14 protein-coding genes are annotated in these 17,134 nt (G+C 71.6%); 4 read left to right on the top strand and 10 right to left on the bottom strand.

Annotated elements, in window-relative coordinates:
- Positions 1-174: 174 nt before the first annotated feature.
- On the top strand, positions 175-2,565 hold the full coding sequence (locus ACFW47_RS32230) for an HAD-IC family P-type ATPase (RefSeq protein ID WP_386276260.1): 2,391 nt from the start codon (positions 175-177) through the stop codon (positions 2,563-2,565).
- Between the two features lie 731 nt (positions 2,566-3,296).
- Positions 3,297-5,198: a BTAD domain-containing putative transcriptional regulator gene (locus ACFW47_RS32225; protein ID WP_386307917.1), complete on the top strand. Its 1,902-nt coding sequence runs from the start codon at positions 3,297-3,299 to the stop codon at positions 5,196-5,198.
- A gap of 66 nt (positions 5,199-5,264) precedes the next feature.
- Here the strand turns inward: ACFW47_RS32225 and ACFW47_RS32220 are convergent, their stop codons facing one another.
- The 7 genes from ACFW47_RS32220 to ACFW47_RS32190 all read right to left on the bottom strand — a co-directional run bounded on the left by ACFW47_RS32220 (position 5,265) and on the right by ACFW47_RS32190 (position 10,847).
- Positions 5,265-5,480 (bottom strand): MbtH family protein, encoded by a 216-nt coding sequence (locus ACFW47_RS32220; RefSeq protein ID WP_019328564.1) that lies wholly within the window; start codon positions 5,478-5,480, stop codon positions 5,265-5,267.
- Between the two features lie 131 nt (positions 5,481-5,611).
- Positions 5,612-6,778, bottom strand: a complete 1,167-nt coding sequence (locus ACFW47_RS32215; RefSeq protein WP_386276263.1) for an alpha/beta hydrolase family protein — start codon at positions 6,776-6,778, stop codon at positions 5,612-5,614.
- A 230-nt stretch (positions 6,779-7,008) separates the two neighbouring features.
- Positions 7,009-7,440 carry a hypothetical protein gene (locus ACFW47_RS32210; RefSeq protein WP_386276264.1) on the bottom strand — a complete coding sequence of 144 codons (432 nt, stop codon included), beginning with the start codon at positions 7,438-7,440 and terminating at the stop codon, positions 7,009-7,011.
- Positions 7,441-7,513: 73 nt separating this feature from the next.
- Positions 7,514-8,371 carry a prephenate dehydrogenase gene (locus ACFW47_RS32205; protein WP_019328561.1) on the bottom strand — a complete coding sequence of 286 codons (858 nt, stop codon included), beginning with the start codon at positions 8,369-8,371 and terminating at the stop codon, positions 7,514-7,516.
- A gap of 80 nt (positions 8,372-8,451) precedes the next feature.
- On the bottom strand, positions 8,452-8,907 hold the full coding sequence (locus ACFW47_RS32200) for a phospholipase (RefSeq protein ID WP_386307916.1): 456 nt from the start codon (positions 8,905-8,907) through the stop codon (positions 8,452-8,454).
- 182 nt (positions 8,908-9,089) lie between these two features.
- Positions 9,090-9,887 (bottom strand): ABC transporter, encoded by a 798-nt coding sequence (locus ACFW47_RS32195; RefSeq protein ID WP_386307914.1) that lies wholly within the window; start codon positions 9,885-9,887, stop codon positions 9,090-9,092.
- Between the two features lie 6 nt (positions 9,888-9,893).
- Positions 9,894-10,847, bottom strand: a complete 954-nt coding sequence (locus ACFW47_RS32190; RefSeq protein ID WP_386276267.1) for an ABC transporter ATP-binding protein — start codon at positions 10,845-10,847, stop codon at positions 9,894-9,896.
- A 136-nt stretch (positions 10,848-10,983) separates the two neighbouring features.
- On the opposite strand from ACFW47_RS32190, the gene ACFW47_RS32185 reads away from it, so the two are divergent.
- Together ACFW47_RS32185 and absA2 are read left to right on the top strand one after the other, a co-directional pair.
- Positions 10,984-12,699 carry a sensor histidine kinase gene (locus ACFW47_RS32185; protein ID WP_386307913.1) on the top strand — a complete coding sequence of 572 codons (1,716 nt, stop codon included), beginning with the start codon at positions 10,984-10,986 and terminating at the stop codon, positions 12,697-12,699.
- An 18-nt stretch (positions 12,700-12,717) separates the two neighbouring features.
- Positions 12,718-13,386, top strand: coding sequence for a two component system response regulator (gene absA2, locus ACFW47_RS32180; RefSeq protein WP_386276269.1), 669 nt, complete (start codon positions 12,718-12,720; stop codon positions 13,384-13,386).
- Between the two features lie 14 nt (positions 13,387-13,400).
- On the opposite strand, the gene ACFW47_RS32175 is transcribed toward absA2, so the two are convergent.
- From ACFW47_RS32175 to hppD, 3 genes are read right to left on the bottom strand one after another with little or no spacing between them, the layout of a single operon-like run.
- Positions 13,401-14,726: a PLP-dependent aminotransferase family protein gene (locus ACFW47_RS32175; protein WP_386276270.1), complete on the bottom strand. Its 1,326-nt coding sequence runs from the start codon at positions 14,724-14,726 to the stop codon at positions 13,401-13,403.
- Positions 14,723-15,919, bottom strand: coding sequence for an alpha-hydroxy acid oxidase (locus ACFW47_RS32170; protein WP_386307912.1), 1,197 nt, complete (start codon positions 15,917-15,919; stop codon positions 14,723-14,725). The genes ACFW47_RS32175 and ACFW47_RS32170 overlap by 4 nt, the downstream gene beginning before the upstream one ends.
- Positions 15,916-16,989, bottom strand: coding sequence for a 4-hydroxyphenylpyruvate dioxygenase (hppD, locus tag ACFW47_RS32165; RefSeq protein WP_386276272.1), 1,074 nt, complete (start codon positions 16,987-16,989; stop codon positions 15,916-15,918). The genes ACFW47_RS32170 and hppD overlap by 4 nt, the downstream gene beginning before the upstream one ends.
- Between the last annotated feature and the right edge of the window lie 145 nt (positions 16,990-17,134).

Raw genomic sequence — 17,134 nt, 5'->3', positions numbered from 1 at the left:
GGTATCGATCGGCTTTCGCCCCGCCGGGCCAAGATCCGTCCCTGTCGAAAGTAAGGCGCAAGAGACGTCGTTCGTTCCTGGTGACGGGGGATGACGGGCTCCTACAGTCACTTCGCGGGGGACGCAGCCAAGACCGGAACTGAGCGCGGAGTCGAGCCCGGGAGGGCGTCAGGGATGAAGAACCAGTTGGACGAGCCGGGGGGCACGACACGCGTCGGCGGGAGAGGCGGCCTCACCGCGGCCGAGGTCGCCGAACGGGTCGCGGCGGGGCAGGTCAACGATGTGCCGGCCCGGTCGAGCCGCAGCATCGGCGAGATCGTCCGCAGCAACCTGTTCACACGCATCAACGCGATCATCGGCGTGCTGTTCGTCATCGTGATGATCGTCGGGCCGGTGCAGGACGGACTGTTCGGCGGGGTCATCCTCGCCAACACACTGATCGGCATCATCCAGGAGGTGCGCGCCAAGCGGACCCTGGACCAGCTCGCGATCGTCGGTGAGAGCCGGCCCCGCGTCTGGCGGGACGGGCAGCGGGTCGAGCTGAGCGCCTCCGACATCGTCATCGACGACACCATCGACCTCGGCCAGGGCGACAAGATCGTGGTGGACGGCACGGTCACCTCGGGCGACAACCTGGAGGTCGACGAATCGCTGCTCACCGGCGAGGCCGACCCGGTGGTCAAGCAACCCGGTGACCCGGTGATGTCCGGCAGCTTCGTGGTCGCCGGGTCGGGGACCTTCACCGCCACCCGGGTGGGCCGGGAGGCGTACGCCTCGCAGCTCGCCGAGGAGGCGAAGCGCTTCAGCCTCGTCAACTCCGAGCTGCGCAACGGCATCGACCGGATCCTGAAGTTCGTCACCTACGCGATCATCCCGGCGGGTGTCGCGCTGATCATCACGCAGTTCGTGGTGAACGACGACAACTTCTCGGAGGCGATCCGCCGCATGGTGGGCGGTCTCGTCCCCATGGTCCCCGAGGGCCTGGTGCTGCTGACCTCCCTGGCCTTCGCGGTCGGCGTGGTCCGGCTCGGCAAGAAGCAGTGCCTCGTGCAGGAGCTGCCCGCGATCGAGGGGCTGGCCCGGGTGGACACGGTCTGCCTGGACAAGACGGGGACGCTCACCGAGGCCTCGATGGACATCGACGAGGTCCTGCAACTGCTGCCGGACGTGCCGGCCGAGGCGGTGCTCGGCGCCCTCGGCGCCGCCGACGAGCGCCCCAACGCCAGCCTCCAGGCGATCATCGAGTCCTACCCCGCACCCGAGGACTGGCGGCGCACCGCCACCGCGCCCTTCTCGTCCGCGCGGCGCTGGAGCGGCGCCTCCTTCGTCGAGCCGTCCGGCGCCGAGTCGGCATGGCTGCTCGGAGCCCCGGACACGATGCTGCCGGCCGGGCACTCGGTGCTCACCGCCGCCGACTCCTACGGGGCGCGGGGGCTGCGCGTGCTGCTCCTCGCACGCTGTTCGCGGCCGCTGGACGCGCTCATGGACGACCCCGCCGCCGTACCCGACGCGGTCACCCCGGCGGCGCTGGTCGTCATCAAGCAGCGGGTGCGGCAGGAGGCGCCGGCCACCCTCCGGTACTTCGCCGACCAGGGCGTGACGGCGAAGGTGATCTCGGGCGACAACGCCGTCTCGGTGGGCGCCGTCGCGTCCAGCCTGTCGCTGCCGGGAGCGGAGCGGCCGGTGGACGCCCGGTTCCTGCCCGAGGACCCGAGGGAACTCGCCGACGCCGTCGAGGAGAACTCCATCTTCGGGCGGGTCGGGCCGCAGCAGAAGCGGGACATGGTGGGCGCCCTGCAGTCGCGCGGCCACACGGTGGCGATGACCGGCGACGGCGTCAACGACGTCCTCGCGCTCAAGGACGCGGACATCGGCGTGGGGATGGGATCGGGCAGCCCGGCCACGCGGGCGGTCGCGCAGATCGTGCTGCTGAACAACAACTTCTCCGCGCTGCCCTCGGTGGTCGCGGAGGGGCGCCGGGTCATCGGAAACATCGAGCGGGTGGCCAACCTGTTCCTCACCAAGACCGTGTACTCGGTGCTGATGGCGCTGGTCGTCGTGATCGCCCAGGTGCCCTACCCGTTCCTGCCGCGCCACATCACCCTGGTCGGCTCCCTCACCATCGGCATCCCCGCGTTCTTCATCGCGCTCGCCCCCAACAAGGAGCGTGCCCGGCCCGACTTCGTCGGTCGCGTCCTCCGGTTCGCGATCCCGGCCGGCGCGCTGGCGGCCACCGCCACCTCGGTCGCCTACCTGATCGCCCGGTCCGTGTACGACGACAACCTGGACGCCGAGACCTCGGCGGCGACCCTCGCGCTCTTCCTGACCGCGCTGTGGGCCCTGGCCATCATCGCCCGCCCGTACACCTGGTGGCGGGTGCTGCTGGTGCTGACCATGGCGGTGAGCTTCGCCGTGGTGCTGGTGGTGCCGTGGCTCCAGGAGTTCTTCCAGCTGAAGCTTGTCGGTGTCGCGGCGCCGTGGGCGGCGGTCGCCTGTGCGGCGGTCGCCGGACTGGTGCTGGAGGTGGTCTGGGCCCGGATGCGGCGCAGGCTCGACGCCAAGTGAGCGACCGGGCGGTCGTCCCCCGTACCGCCCGGTGAGAGGAAGGGACGCCCGGTCCGTGCCGGGCGTCCCTTCCGTCTGTACGGCTCCCTGTCGCCGAGGGCGTCCGGATCCAGCCAAAGTCCACTCCGGTTCGACCGGACGCGACGCCTCCGGCCCACCCCGGCCCCGTCGGCCGCAGCACACCGCGACATCCGCCGCCACCAGCGGACTTCGCATTCTTCGGCTATCCACGGGGAAGGTGACCGACGAGTAACCGAGGGGCCGGATCCAAGCCTCGAGGGAATAAGAAACGCCGCACTAACCAAAGCCAGGGCAGAGACCTGACGAAAGTTGAGTGTTGGAGTTGAAGAAGATCCGTATTATTCGACTGCAGGCAGGGGGGAGCCGGCTACGACGGTAAAAAAACGCAGGTCACATTGGGCCGAACCGCAGGCAGCGCCGCGCCGGCGACCACGACCGCGACATTCGCACCGATCCCCCTCACACTGCCGCCCGGCCACCGGGCCCGGGCGTACGGCACCGAACGGAAGTGAGGAACTCACGCAGACCAGGAACCGCTGACGCACAGAGACCGGATCCGGAGGTGAGCGACATGGCGACGAGGGCCCTACCAGCGGTGAACCCGGCTGACCCGACCTACGCGAAGGTTTCATGTCCACGACACCCAACAGATTCGGAGAGTCACAGCACGCAGACATCAGCACAACTTGACGCGGGGGTATCAAGAGGTCATGAATCTTCGGCTGATAGAACCGATACACAAGGGAATCGGCAATACGGAGAACTCTCAAAAGGAGTTTCCCGCAGTCGGTCTCGAATTCGGAGTGCTCGGGCCGCTCGAAGTGAGCATGAACGGCCGAGGCCTTACCGTGGGCGGCCCCAGGCAACGTGCCGTGCTTTCCGCTCTGCTCCTCTCGTTCAATCAGGTAGTCTCTTTTGACGCCCTGATAGAAAAGGTCTGGAACGGCCGTCCGCCGAGTACGGCGCGCACTCAGGTGGCCATTTGCATCGCCACTCTGCGCAAGATCTTCCGCACCGCCGGCCTGGACCGGGAAACCATCATCACGGCCACGCCCGGCTACATGCTCAGCCTCACCGGCCACTCGCTCGACTCGCTCCGCTTCGAGCAACTGGTGGCCCGGGCCACGGAGCTGACGGCCGAGAACCGCCCCGCGCCCGCGGCGGACGCGCTGCGCCAGGCGCTGGCCCTGTGGCGCGGCCCCGCGCTCGGCGGCGTCTACGCGCCGTTCGCCGAAACCGAGGCGGCCCGCCTCGACGAACAGCGGATGCTGGCCGTGGAACAGCTCACCGCGCTTCGCCTCCAACTCGGCGAGCACCAGGCCGTCCTGGGTGAACTCCAGGCACTGGTCGGCGCCTGTCCACTGCGGGACCGGCTGCGCTACTACCTGATGCTCGCCCAGTACCGTTCGGGCCGGCGTGCGGAGGCGCTGACGACATTTCGCGACGGAATGCGACACTCCATCGAAGAGATCGGTCTTGAACTGGGCACCGACCTCCAGGCGCTGCACGACTCGATCCTCCGGGACGAATTCCCACAGCTCGACGTCCCGGGCATAGCGATGCAGCAAAGAGACAGACAGCAGACCGTTCCGAGTCAGCTTCCGGAAAGCGACGCCTACTTCATCGGGCGTAGTCGAGAGCAGTGGCTGATGGATGATGTGCTGCTCGACGGATCCGCGCACAATCCCTCCCCCATCGCCTACATCACCGGAAGTCCCGGAATCGGAAAGACGAGCCTCGCCGTCAACTGGGCGCACCGCACGGCCCACAGATTCCCCGACGGTCAGTTGTTCGCCGACCTCCGGGAGGGCGACACACTGGGGGTGCTCCACCAGTTCCTGCGCCAGCTGGGAGCCGAGGGCCCGCTGCCCACCGAGCCCGCGGACGCGGCCGAGCGGTACCGCGGGATGCTGGAGGGCAGGCGCGTCCTGATCGTGCTCGACCACGCCTCGTCATACGCCCAGGTGCGTCATCTGCTGCCCACGAGCGGCGGGTGCTGCGTCCTCATCACCGGCCGGGCCAACCTGGACGAGCTGATGCAGAAGTACCGCGCCCTGCGCCTGCGCGTGGCGCCGCTGTCGGACGACGAGTCCCGGGAGACGCTGACCAGTGTGCTGCGGGACGCCAGGGCGGAGGAATCCCCCGAGGCGACCAGCCGGCTCGCCGCGCTGTGCGGGCACACCCCGCTCGCGCTGCGGGCCGCCGCGGCCCGGCTGCTCACCAAGACGCACTGGCGGGTCCTCGATCTGGTCCGCCGACTGGAGCGCTCGGGCGACCGGCTGGCGGAACTCAGCATCGGGGACGACTCGCTGCGCGCCCGGCTGGACCGCAGCATGCGGGAGCTGGACCCCAGGGTGGCCTCCGCCTACCGGGAGTTGAGCCGTCTCGACGACACGGACTTCGACGCCGAGCAGGCGGCGCAGGTGCTCGGCACGGATCTTATGGAGGCCGAGGACCTGATCGAGACCCTGGTCGACGCCCAGCTCCTGGAGGCGGTGGGCCGCGGCGGCGCCTGGGGCGAGATGCGCTACCGGTGGCAGGAGTTGGTGCGGCTGCACGCCTTCCACTGCCTGACGGCCGCCACCCCGGTCGGGGCGGCGCTCGCCGACTGAGCCGGGGTACGACATCGGCCCGTACGCCCCAGCCGGGGTCGTACGGGCCGTCGCGTGCGCCAGGCGTCAGTTGCCGGCGCTCATCGCCTCCACGAGGCTCCTGGGCCGCATGTCGGTCCAGTTCTTCTCCACGTACTCCAGGCACGCCTCCCGGTCGGACTCGCCGAAGGCGACCGTCCACCCTGCGGGCACGTCCACGAACGACGGCCACAGCGAGTGCTGCCCCTCCTCATTGACCAGCACGAGATAGCGGCCGTCTGCGTCTTCGAACGGATTGGTCACGTCTTCATTCCTTCCGGGAGCGTCGGGTGAACTCTGCGCGAGTCGCGGACCCTGCCGACTCCGGTCAAGGTACGGGGACCGTCTTTCCTTCCGATATCGATCCGTTTTTTCCACGGGCCGCCGCGGACTGCTCAGCGGCCGTGGTCGACGACCTCCGGGGCGTGCCGGACCGCCGTGTCGAGACGGGGGCCGTGCTGCCGCAGCCGCTCGTCGAGGTAGGCGACCACCAGCTCCCGGGTGATCCGCTGGGCGTCCGCCGCGCCGAGCGTGACCTCGGGGCCGGCCGCTCCGGTCCGCTCCAGGAGCGGGGCGTAGTCGGTGAAGGAGAGGTGCCCCGCACCGCGCACCGACAGCCAGCGGCGCGTTCCCGACAGGTCCCGCCAGGTCCGTCCCCAGGTGGCGTCGGCGCCGGGGCGGCCGTGCCCGCCCGCGCCGAGCAGCAGGAACGGCCGGTCCACCGGGCTCTTCCCGGCCGTGTGCACGGTGCCGTCCAGGTTGGCCGCGGCGGCGAAACCCGCATCGGTGCGCAGCGCCTCGAAGGCCGCGGCACCGCCCATGGAGTGGCCCACCACCGCCACCCGCGACGGGTCCAGGGGCGGCAGCCCCGCCGTGCCGGGCGACCCGAGCAGCCGATCGCGCAGGAAGCGGAGGTCGGCGGCGCGGACGGCGGCCACCCGGGCGCCCTCGGGACGCCGTTCGCAGGCCAGGCAGCCGGTGACGCGGCCGTCGGGGTGGCTGATGGCCGGGGCCTCGTAGGCGTGGTCCACGGCGGCGACGGCGTAACCCCGGCTCGCCAGTTCCTCGGCCAGTCCGGTCAGCGAGGTGCGGGGCAGTGCGAAGCCCGGTGACAGCAGCACGAGGGGCAGGCCCGTCGCGGGCGCGGCGAGCGGCGGAGGGGCCAGGCGCGCGTGGACGCGGGTGCGGCTGAGCAGGTCGGCGGGTACGCCGCGCACCCGGTGGAAGCGCAGGATCAGCTCCGACTCCCGCGCGGTGACGTAGGAGGCGTGCGGCGCACGGGAGGGCAGTGCGGGGTACCAGAGCGAGACCGTCAGCTCGCGGTGCCGGTCGGGGTTCCAGGGGTCGCGCCGGGAGGTGTCGCTCAACTGGGTCGTGCGCAGGCCGACCGGCAGGGCGCCGGTCGGCGCGGGCAGGGCGGGCGCGTCCCGGGCCACCTCGGGTGCCGGGGCGGCGGCCGCGCTCCGCCCGCCCTCGCAGGAGGGCGCGACGGCCAGCAGCAGCGCGGCCGCGAGGGCCGCGCATCGACGTCCCGCACGGCCGGCTCCGGTCACTTTCGTCATCAGCGCTCACTTCGTCGGAAGCAGGAACACTGATGACGTTAGGAGGGAAAACCGCGAGGTGACAGCGGGGACGGCGCTTTCATGACCTTGGTCGGCAGGAGTCTGTGCGATCTCCGTGGGCCGAACGGTGCCACGCCTGGACCTTGGTCGTCTGCTTCGCCGCTTTCCCCTTTCTTATGGCAGGGGTCCTTCCGGCGGGGGGTTCTTCCGGGGGCTCTTGGGCAGGGCCGTCACATGAAGACCAGCGCGAGGCTCGTGCTCCGCACCCCGGTGACGTCCTTCGGGCCGTACTCCGACTCGGTCGGGTCGTAGTCGAACTCGACGTACGCCTCGCCGCCCGGGAAGTGCGGGCAGGCCATGTGGCTGCTGCTGGAGTCGGTTCCGGTGGCGGTCTGCCAGTCGATGGACCAGGCGACGCAGCCGGAGTCGCCGCCCGTGAAGGGCCCGCCGGGCTTGAGGTCCTCGACGTAGCCGGTCACGCGCACGCCGCCGCCGTCGACGCATACGGTGATCTCGCCCCGGCCGAAGTCCTCGGTCTCACTGTCCGTCAGACAGCCGGGTGCCGCGGTCCCGTCGGGCGTGGCGGAGGCCGTCGTCGGCGGGAGCAGGGCGGCCGCGCCGATGGCCCCGGCGAGAGCCGCGGCGCGCGGGATTCCGCGCATGGTGGTGTCCTTTCCGTCGGGGTTGCCGGTCCGTGCAGGTGGTGCTCTCCGCGCGCTGGTCCTTCGACCCGGCTCAGGGCCGGGGCGTGTCCGGCTCCCGGATGCGGGCCCGTCCCGCCGCACCGAAGCGCAGGGTCTCCCGCAGCCGGACCGGGCCGGTCGCGTCCCCGGACCGGGCGGCGTCCCGCAGTTCGCGGGCCATCGCCTGCGCCTCGGCCGCCCAGTCGTCCAACTGGTCGGCTACGGGACCGGCGTTGGCGGTCAGGATCTCCGCCCAGCGCTCCGGGTCGCCGTCCGCGGTCCTGGTCACGTCGCGCAGGTCCTGGCCGGCCAGCCGTACGGCCGACTCGTCGCCGCCCAGCAGGCGCGCGGCGACCAGGCTCGCGACCAGGTGCGGGGCGTGCGAGACGAGTGCCACGGCGCGGTCGTGTGCCTCGGGGGCGAGCAGCACCGAGACCGCCCCGCACAGTGCGACCAGTTCCAGCGCGCAGTTCAGGGCGAGGTTCCCGGTGGCCTCGGTGGGGGTGAGCGCCCAGGGCCTGCCGTCGAAGAGGTCGGCCCGCGGCTGGGCCGGGCCTTGTCCGCCGCCGACCACGGGGGCGCCGCTGACCAGCGAGGTCAGGTCGCAGCCGTAGGCCCGGACCTCACGGTGCAGGGGCACCTTGACGCCGGAGACATCGGTGTAGCAGCGGGCGGTGCCGAGCTTCTGGTGCTCGGCGAGGACCGGGGCGACCTGGTCGGGCGGCACCGCGAGGACCGCGATGTCGGCCTGCCGCGGGGGTCGCGCGGCGAAGCCCGCGCCGCAGCGTTCGCCGGCCAGTGCCGCCTCGGGGTCGGCGTCGGTCAGGTAGGTGGTCACGCCGTGCCGCCGCAGTGCGAGCCCCACGGATCGGCCGATCACTCCGGCACCCACGATGACGACGCTGCGCATGCGCCTTCCTCTCCTCGGCTCGGACCCTCTCCGGCGGGGCTCGGGCCGGCTCCCGCCGGAGTGCCGGCCCGTGCCGCGGGTCAGCCGAAGATCTTGACAGCCTGGTAGTACGTCCAGGCGGTGCTGTTGCAGGCCGTGTTCTTCTCGCCGGTGTAGCCGGTGCAGACGCGCTTCATGTCCTCGTAGAAGGCGCTGTCGAGGCGGCTCTTGTTGGCGTCGAACTGGCCGGCCGCCTTGTAGTTGCGGTAGCCGAAGTCATGGCGCGCGCAGGCGCTGTCGAAGGGGAAGCCGAAGGGGTTGTCGGGCGCCTGGGTGCACCCGTCGGTCGACCAGTCGAACCCGTAGGCGGCCCAGGCGGACTGGTTGCGGTTGGCCGCGAGCCACGCGTTCTGGCTGGACGCGCTGGTCTGCGTGAACGAGGAGAGCACCTGCGGCTTGTCCGCGGGGGCCGCCTGGGCGGGGGCGGCGGCGACGCCGAGCGCGAGCGCCGAACCGAGGACGGCGAGGGTGGTCCTGGTCTTCGTCGTGGTGCGCATGGAACAGCCTCCAAGGTGGGGTGAGGATGCGGCTCCACCACCTTGGCGAGGCCCGCTATGTGCCCCTTATCGCACCGCTATCGCCCGTCGGCCCCCGCGCGTGCGGACACGGCGAAGGGGCCGCACACCGACGGGCGGAGTGCGGCCCCTTCGTGTTCCGCGGGGGGTGGAGTACGGACTTCCTAGGCGTCTCGGCGGCGCAGGACGGCGGAGCCCGCCACGTAGGCGGCCAGCGCCCACAGCACGAGGACCAGCAGGGCGACTCCGCCGCCGTAGGGGTCGCTGTCCTGGGTCAGCAGGACGGTGCCGGCGACGCTGGGCATGTAGTCGGAGGCGGTCTCCAGCCACTTGGCGCCGACGACGCCCATCAGCTGCGGCAGCGCGAGCAGCACCATGATGAGGGTGGTGATGGTGCCCGCCGCGCTGCGCAGGACGGTGCCGAGTCCGACGGCCATCACGGCGAGGAGCCCGAGATAGACCCCGGCGCCCAGTGCGGTGCCGAGCAACTGGCCGCCGGTGTAGTCGCCGTATTCGCCCATCAGGGGCGCGGCCACCAAGGTGCCCAGCAGGCTGAAGACGAAGCCCGCGGCGATCACGACGGCGCCGATCACCAGGGTCTTGCACCGGAGCATCCGGCCGCGCTTGGGCACGCTCTGCAGCGTCGTGCGGATGGAGCCGCTGGAGTACTCGCTGGTGAGGGCGAGGGTGGCGAGGACCACGATGGCCAGCTGGGAGATGAGGAAGGCCTGGGACGCGTGGTGCGGGGCGGGCATCGTGACGTCGACGCCCTTCTTCGCGCTGGCGTCGGCCGACGCGCCGACGATGGCGGCGAAGCCCACCGTGAGCAGCAGACCGACGGCCAGGTTCCACCAAGTGGCCCGGACGCTCCAGAACTTGGTCCACTCGAACGCGACGGCGCCCTTGAAGCCGCCGCCCTTCACTGGGCCCACGAGCTTGGGGGCGGTTGCAGTAGTAGTCATGTCCAGTTACGCCTTCTGGTGGTCCGGAGCTTCGGTGGCCTGGGCGAGCGCGGGAGAGCCGTACTCCACGCTCGCGGCGGTGAGTTCCATGTACGCCTGTTCCAGGCTGGCCTTGCGCATGCTGAGTTCGTGGATGGGGACACGGTGGTGGAACGCCAGGTCGCCGATCTCCTCCAGCGTGCCGCCGACGACGAGGAGTTCGTCGGGCGTGGAGCCCGCGCCGGGCTCGACTCGCAGTCCGGACTCCAGCAGCTCCCGCCTCAGCACGTCGGGCTGCGGGGTCCGGACCCGGACGGCGGTCAGCGAGCTGCCCGCGATGACCTCTTCGATCGGCGCGTCCGCGATGATCTTCCCGCGGCCGATGACCAGGAGGTGGTCGGCGGTCTCCTGCATCTCGCTCATCAGGTGACTGGAGACGAAGATCGTCCTGCCCTCCGCGGCCAGGGAGCGCATCAGCTCGCGGACCCAGCGCACGCCGTCCGGGTCCAGTCCGTTGACCGGCTCGTCGAAGAGCAGCACCTTGGGGTCGCCCAGCAGGGCCGCGGCGATCCCGAGCCGCTGGCCCATGCCGAGGGAGAAGGAGCCGATGCGCTTCTTCGCCACCTCGGTCAGGCCCACGGTCTCCAGGACCTCGGCGACCCGGGAGGCCGGGATGCCGTTGCTGCGGGCCATACCGAGCAGGTGGTGGTAGGCCGAGCGGCCGGGGTGGCCGGCGCGGGCGTCGAGCAGGGCGCCGACCTCGCGCAAGGGGTGCCGCAGCTCCTCGTAGCGCTTGCCCCTCAGCAGGGCCCGCCCCGACGTCGGCGCGTCCAGACCGACGATCATGCGCATGGTCGTCGACTTCCCCGCGCCGTTCGGGCCGAGGAATCCGGTGACCTTTCCCGGTTTGATCTCGAACGAGAGGTCCGAGACGGCCGTCTTGTCGCCGTACCGCTTGGTCAGTCGGTCCAAAGTGATCATCGCCTGGTGGCTCCTTCCAAAGTCACGTGTTCAACGCTAGGGAGAGGAGAAGGGCGAAGGCATCTGGCGATCGGCAACGACCGCATTCGACTTTCGGCAGATCCGGAGGCCGCGACCCTTCTTGTACCGTGCTGGAATGCACCGATGGCAGGCCGTGCGCCGACGAATCCGATCGCTCCTGCGGGTCCTGTGCTCCGAACGCCCTTTCGCCCGGCGCGGTGATCTGGTGCTGGTCCTGGTCCTGCTGGCGCCCTCGGCGTTCAGTACCCAGGCGCTGGTGACCACGCCGGTCAGCTGGCTGACCGCCTGCCTCGTCATCACGGCCGCGGTCGTGGTGCGGCGCACGGCGCCCCTGCTGTCCCTGCTGCTGGCGGCGCTCCTCACCCTGTTCTATCCGTGGTTCGGCGCGAGCCTGTGGCCGGCGATGGCGACGGTGGTGCTCAGCTGCCTCGCGGGCCGCAGACTGACCCGGCTGTGGCCCGCGCACCTGGTGTTCCTCTGTGTCGCGGTGACCGGACTCCTGCTCGTGGGCACGGTCGCCCAGACCAAGGACTGGCTGAGCCTGCTGATGACCGAGTTCATCGCCTGCGTGCTGCCCTGGTGGGCGGGGAACTGGTGGAGCCAGCGCACCGCGCTGGCCCATGCCGGCTGGGAGCACGCCGAGCAACTCGAGTGGCGCCAGCGTTACATCGCCGACCAGGCCAGGATGAAGGAGCGGGCCCGGATCGCGCAGGACATCCACGACTCCCTCGGTCACGAGCTGAGCGTGATGGCGCTGCTCGCCGGCGGGCTGGAACTGGCCCCCGGGCTGTCGGAGCAGCACCGTGAGTCCGTCGGGCAGTTGCGCGAGCGGTGCACGATGGCCACCGAGCGGCTGCACGAGGTGATCGGGCTGCTGCGGGAGGATCCCACGCCCTCCCTGACTCCCGCCCACGAGTCCATCGCCCAGCTCGTGCGCCGGTTCCAGCTCTCGGGCACGCCGGTGACGTTCCAGGAGGACGGGGCTCGGGACCGGCCGGGCACACCACTGCTGTCCGACCTCGCGGCCTACCGGGTGGTGCAGGAGGCGCTGACCAACGCGGCCAAGCACGCCCCGGGCGCCCCCATCACCGTCCAGGTGACGCACACGGCGGACGAGACCGTGGTCTCGGTCCTCAACGAACGGCCGGAGCACGGCCCGGACACGCCGGCGGCGGGCAGCGGGTCCGGGCTGATCGGCCTCGACGAGCGCGTCCGGCTCGCGGGCGGCACGCTCCGGACGGGGCCGCGGTCCGGTGGCTTCGAAGTACACGCGCGGCTGCCGCGCAGCGCCTCCTCGGCATCGCGGTCCACCGAGCCGCCGAGCGGCGCCACCGGGACCGGCGCCCCGGGGCCGCACACCGGGGAGGGCGGCGCGGACGGCGGCGGCACGGGCGCGGACCACGGGGCCGGCCCGGCCGACGCGGCCCGGCCCGCGACCGCCGCGCCATGGCTCAGCGCCTCGCGGACCGCACTGCTGCGCACCCGGGCCCGGCTCAGGCGCGACGCGCGCCGGGCCGCATTGATCCCGGTGGTGCTCGGGGCCGCCATCGTGGTGTTCCTCGTCGGACTTTACGTCTTCACCTCGGCGACGACGTCGGTCAGCCCCCAGGACTACGCCGGGATACGGGTCGGGGAGACCCGTGACGAGCTGACGCCGGTCCTGCCGGACCGGCGGATCAGGAAGCCGCCGCCGGTCATCTCCGAGCCGTCCGTGCCGGCCGGCGCGACGTGCGAGTACTACCGGGCGAGCAGAAGTCTCCTGGACTTCGGCGACACGATGTACCGGCTGTGCTTCAAGGATGATGTCCTGATGGCCAAGAACACCCTCTGACCACCAGGGAAGGATCGGATGATTCGCGTACTGCTCGCCGACGACGAGACCATCATCAGGGCCGGGGTTCGCTCCATCCTGACAACCGAGCCGGGCATCGAGGTGGTCGCCGAGGCGTCCGACGGGCGTAAAGCGGTCGAGCTGGCCCGCAAGCACCGGCCCGACGTGGCGCTGCTCGACATCAGGATGCCGGAGATGGACGGCCTGACGGCCGCGGGAGAACTGCGGACCACCAACCCGGACACCGCGGTGATCGTCCTCACCACCTTCGGCGAGGACAAGTACATCGAGCGCGCCCTCGACCAGGGGGTGGCCGGCTTCCTGCTCAAGGCGTCCGACCCGCGGGACCTGATCTCGGGCGTGCGGGCCGTGGCGTCCGGGGGGTCCTGTCTCTCGCCGCTGGTGGCGCGGCGGCTGATGACCGAGCTGCGCCGGGCGCCGTCGCCGCGCTCGCAGTTGTCCGGGGAGCGCACCATGCTGCTGACCAAGCGGGAGCAGGAGGTCCTCGGCATGCTGGGGGCCGGGCTGTCGAACGCGGAGATCGCGCAGCGGCTGCACCTGGTCGAGGGCACGATCAAGACGTATGTCAGCGCCATCTTCACCCAGTTGGAGGTCCGCAACCGGGTGCAGGCGGCGATCATCGCCTACGAGGCGGGGCTGGTGACGCGGAGCGACCTCGGCAGTTGAGGGGCCCGGGCGGGTCAGGCGCCCGCCCGGTCCTTGACGAAGCGGGCCAGCCGCGCCGCTCCCTCGGCGGCCCGGTCGGTGGTGAGGTAGCTGCACGAGAGCCGGATCTGCCGATCGCCCGCGTCGTCCAGGTGGAAGTGGCGCATCGGCGTCCAGATGACGCCGTACTTCTCCGCGGAGACGTCCAGCGCGGCCTCGTCCGCCTCGAACGGCACGTCGAGGGTGAGGAAGAAGCCGCCGTCGGGGTCGTTCCAGCGCACCCCGTCCGTCTCCGGTGAGCCGGGCGGGAGTTCGGCGGCGAGGGTCTCCCGCAGGCACCTCATGGTGGCCTGGTAGTGGCGTGCGGAGGTCTCGTTGGCCGACCGCAGTCCACCGCCGTTCTGGAGGAGCAGTCCGGCGACGGCGGCCTGGCTCAGGCTGGAGGTGTTGACGGTGACCATGCTCTTGACCTTGGCCAGCTCCTCGGCGAGCAGTCCTGGCGGCCGGCCGTCCGCGCCCGCCACCAGCTGGTCCGCGACGACGAAGCCGACCCGGGCGCCCGGGAAGGCGGTCTTCGCGAAGGAGCCCAGGTAGACGACGCGCCGTTCGGTGTCGAGGGACTTGAGGGTGGGGCGGCGCACCGAGCTGAACACGCCGTAGGGATTGTCCTCCAGGAGCAGCAGCCCCAGCCGGCCCGCGGCGTCGAGCAGGGCGGTGCGGTCCTCCCGGCGCATGCTGACGCCGGTCGGGTTGGAGCAGTCGGGCACCACGTACAGGCACCTGGCGCGCCGGCCGCTCGCCTCGATCTCCCGGACGGTGCGTTCGAGCCCTTCCAGGCTCGGGCCGTTCGGGGTGCCGGGCACCGGTACGACGGGGATGTCCAGCAGGCTCGCGGCGCCGGTGATGCCGACGTAGGCGGGGCTGTCGACGAGGAGTACGTCGTCCGGGCCGGTGAACAGGGCACGGAGGGTGAGGAGGACGGCCTCCTGGCAGCCGACCGTCACGACCACGGCGGCGGGGTCGACCGTCATGTCCTCGTCGACGTCGAGCATGCGCGCGACGATGTCCCTGATCTGGCCGGCGGTCTCGCCGTACTGGTACAGCGCCGTGCGCACCCGTTCCTCGGAGAGGCCGCGCCCGCGCAGGTGGTCGAGGTAGGTCTCGATGAGCCCGGGGACGCGCGCGACGTCGAAGTCGCCCTCGTACGGCCGTCCCGGGGCGAAAGAGATCGCCTGCGGGTACCGGAGGGTGACCTCGTTGAGGAAGGTCATCGTGTCGAGCAGCGGAGCGGAGAGGCTGGGGTGCAGGGCGGTCCGCGGCAGGGCCCCTTCGGGATCCGCGCTCGCTCGGGTGGTCGTCATCCGTGGCTCCTGTCTGTGTGCGGCGCCGTGCGGGGCACGGTGGTTGGGCCCGGGGGCGGCGAGCCCGGCTGTGGCGGGACCGGACGTGGCGGAGACAGCGTGTCCGGGCCGATCGTGCCGGTGGTGGTGTGGCCCGTGAGGACCATGGTGTCGGCGAACTCCGCGGTCAGCAGGTCGAGCATCCGGCGTACGCCCGTGCCGCCGCCGGCCGCGAGCGCGTACAGTGCCGGCCGCCCGACGAGGACGGCGCGGGCGCCGAGGGCCAGCGCGGCGAGGATGTCGGCGCCGGTGCGGACGCCGCCGTCGAGGAGGACCGGGACGCGTCCGCGCACGGCGGCCACCACCTCGGGCAGGGCGTCCAGGGTGGCCGGCACGCCGTCGAGTTGGCGGCCCCCGTGGTTGGAGACGACGACGCCCTCGACGCCCGCCCGCACCGCTGCCTCGGCGTCCGCCGCGGTCAGGACGCCCTTGGCCAGCACCGGGAGCCCGCTCACCGACTCCAGCCGGGCCACGAAGGACCAGTCCAGGCCGCGGTCGAAGGTCAGCCTGCTGTGCGCTCCCGGGGTGGCGCTGCCGGCCGCCGCCGAACCGGCCAGGTTGGCCGGGGTGATGTGGGCGGGCACTGTGAACCCGTTGCGGAGGTCGCGCAGCCGGCGGCCGGTGAACGGGGTGTCGACGGTGAGCACCAGCGCCTGGTAACCGCTGTCGCGGGCCCGGCGGGCCAGGTCCAGGGTGGTGCCGTGGTCGCGGAAGCAGTACAGCTGGAGCCACAGCGGTGCACTCGCGGCGTGCGCCACCTCTTCGAGGGACCGGCTCGCGAAGGTGCTCACGACGAGCGGGAGACCGAGGGCGCCCGCGGCGGCGGCGGTGGCCGGTTCGCCGTCGGGATGGGCGAGTTCGTGGTAGGCCACCGGCGCGATGCCCACCGGCGCCGCCCACCGGGCGCCCAGCAGTTCCACGGAGGTGTCCGGCTCCTCGACGCCGGGCAGCGCCCGGGGCCGCAGCCGCACGGCGTCGAAGACGGCCTCATTGGCGGTGAGGGTCCGCTCCCGTCCGGCACCTCCGGCGATGAAGTCCCACACTTCGGGGGGCAGTCGCCGGCGCGCGAGCCGGGCGAAGTCGTCGAGCGTGAGCGGCTCGCGGTCCGGCTCCCCGGAGGCGGCGCCGGCGGGCGCACGGGTGGCGGACGTCATCGACCGGCCACTTCCCGCTCCCTCTCGACGGCCTCGTACAGCGCCTTGATGTTGGAACTGCCGAAGCCGCGGGCTCCGTTGCGCTGGATGTACTCGTAGAAGAGGGTGCCGCGCGGGTAGGGCGAGCGAGTGAAGATCTGCAGCAGGTAGCCCCACTCGTCGCGGTCCGCGAGGACGTTGGTCTCGCGCAGGTCGCCGATGGCGTCGGCCATGGCGCCGACCCGCTCGGTGAGCAGGTCGTAGTAGGCGCCCGGGGTGCGCAGGAAGGCGACACCGCGGTTGCCGAGCGAGCGGACCGACTCGACGATGTCGTCCACCAGGAAGGCCAGGTGCTGGACGCCCGGGCCGTCGTGGGCGGTCAGGAACTGGTTGATCTGGCCCGGTACCCGGGTGTCGTCCGGCTCGATGAGCGTGAAGGTGATGCCGCCGTCGGCGTTGCGCACGACGATCGAGTCCATCGCCTGCTCGCCCACCTCGATGTACTCGGAGGAGTAGTAGGGCATGTCGAAGGCCGCCTCGTAGAACTCGGCGGTGCTCCGCAGCGTGCCGGCCTCCAGGCAGACGGCGACGTGGTCGAGGAAGGGCCGGGGGCCCGCGTGGTCCGTGGCGGCCGGCAGCAGTGCCCAGTCGCGGTCGGGCGGCAGCGGTGCCGCGCCGTCGCCGGTGGCGGCGACCAGCGTGTGCCGGATCTCCCCGAAGCCGGAGACGGCGGCGAACCACGCGTCCTGGCCCGCCCGCCGCGAGGGGGCCGGCGCCTGCAGCGCCCGGGCGCCGGCGACGACCGCGCGGTCGAAGCAGGGGCGTACGTCGTCGCAGGTGAAGGCCAGGTCCGCGATGGAGTCGCCGTGCCGCTCCACGTACCGGGCGACATCGGTGTCCGGCCGCAGCGCCTGGGTGACCACGAGGGTGACCTCACCGCTGCGCAGCACGGTGGACCGGCGGTCGTGCGTGCCGGTGGCGGGCCCCGCCACGGCCAGGGGGACGAAGCCGAGGCTGTCGACGAGGAAGCCGGAGGCGTCCCGGTCGTCCGCGACGTACAGCTCGGCGTACGCAATGGCACTGGGCGGCATGCGGATCTCCAATGGACGAAGGGGAGAATTACGGGAGCGCCCGCGGGAAAGAGGGGCGACGCATTTTTTGGGGCAGCCATGGAAAATGCGCGTGACTACACTCTACAAATCACCCGTATAACCTCGCTATCGGCTGGTTATCAAC

Origin of the sequence: Streptomyces sp. NPDC058796 (assembly GCF_042745235.1) — a bacterium.
In the GTDB taxonomy this organism is placed as follows: Bacteria; Actinomycetota; Actinomycetes; order Streptomycetales; family Streptomycetaceae; genus Streptomyces.
The sequence above is the reverse complement of the archived record's forward strand: the minus strand, read 5'-3'. Positions and strand labels throughout refer to the sequence as shown.

Excerpts from the sequence above, each read along its gene's own strand:
- ACFW47_RS32215 (WP_386276263.1), bottom strand. The coding sequence starts at position 6,778 with ATGACGAAAGTGACCGGAGCCGGCCGTGCGGGACGTCGATGCGCGGCC.
- ACFW47_RS32210 (WP_386276264.1), bottom strand. The coding sequence starts at position 7,440 with ATGCGCGGAATCCCGCGCGCCGCGGCTCTCGCCGGGGCCATCGGCGCG.
- ACFW47_RS32175 (WP_386276270.1), bottom strand. The coding sequence starts at position 14,726 with ATGACGACCACCCGAGCGAGCGCGGATCCCGAAGGGGCCCTGCCGCGG.
- hppD (WP_386276272.1), bottom strand. The coding sequence starts at position 16,989 with ATGCCGCCCAGTGCCATTGCGTACGCCGAGCTGTACGTCGCGGACGAC.
- ACFW47_RS32200 (WP_386307916.1), bottom strand. The coding sequence starts at position 8,907 with ATGCGCACCACGACGAAGACCAGGACCACCCTCGCCGTCCTCGGTTCG.
- ACFW47_RS32170 (WP_386307912.1), bottom strand. The coding sequence starts at position 15,919 with ATGACGTCCGCCACCCGTGCGCCCGCCGGCGCCGCCTCCGGGGAGCCG.
- ACFW47_RS32225 (WP_386307917.1), top strand. The coding sequence starts at position 3,297 with ATGAATCTTCGGCTGATAGAACCGATACACAAGGGAATCGGCAATACG.
- ACFW47_RS32185 (WP_386307913.1), top strand. The coding sequence starts at position 10,984 with ATGCACCGATGGCAGGCCGTGCGCCGACGAATCCGATCGCTCCTGCGG.
- absA2 (WP_386276269.1), top strand. The coding sequence starts at position 12,718 with ATGATTCGCGTACTGCTCGCCGACGACGAGACCATCATCAGGGCCGGG.
- ACFW47_RS32205 (WP_019328561.1), bottom strand. The coding sequence starts at position 8,371 with ATGCGCAGCGTCGTCATCGTGGGTGCCGGAGTGATCGGCCGATCCGTG.
- ACFW47_RS32190 (WP_386276267.1), bottom strand. The coding sequence starts at position 10,847 with ATGATCACTTTGGACCGACTGACCAAGCGGTACGGCGACAAGACGGCC.
- ACFW47_RS32195 (WP_386307914.1), bottom strand. The coding sequence starts at position 9,887 with ATGACTACTACTGCAACCGCCCCCAAGCTCGTGGGCCCAGTGAAGGGC.
- ACFW47_RS32230 (WP_386276260.1), top strand. The coding sequence starts at position 175 with ATGAAGAACCAGTTGGACGAGCCGGGGGGCACGACACGCGTCGGCGGG.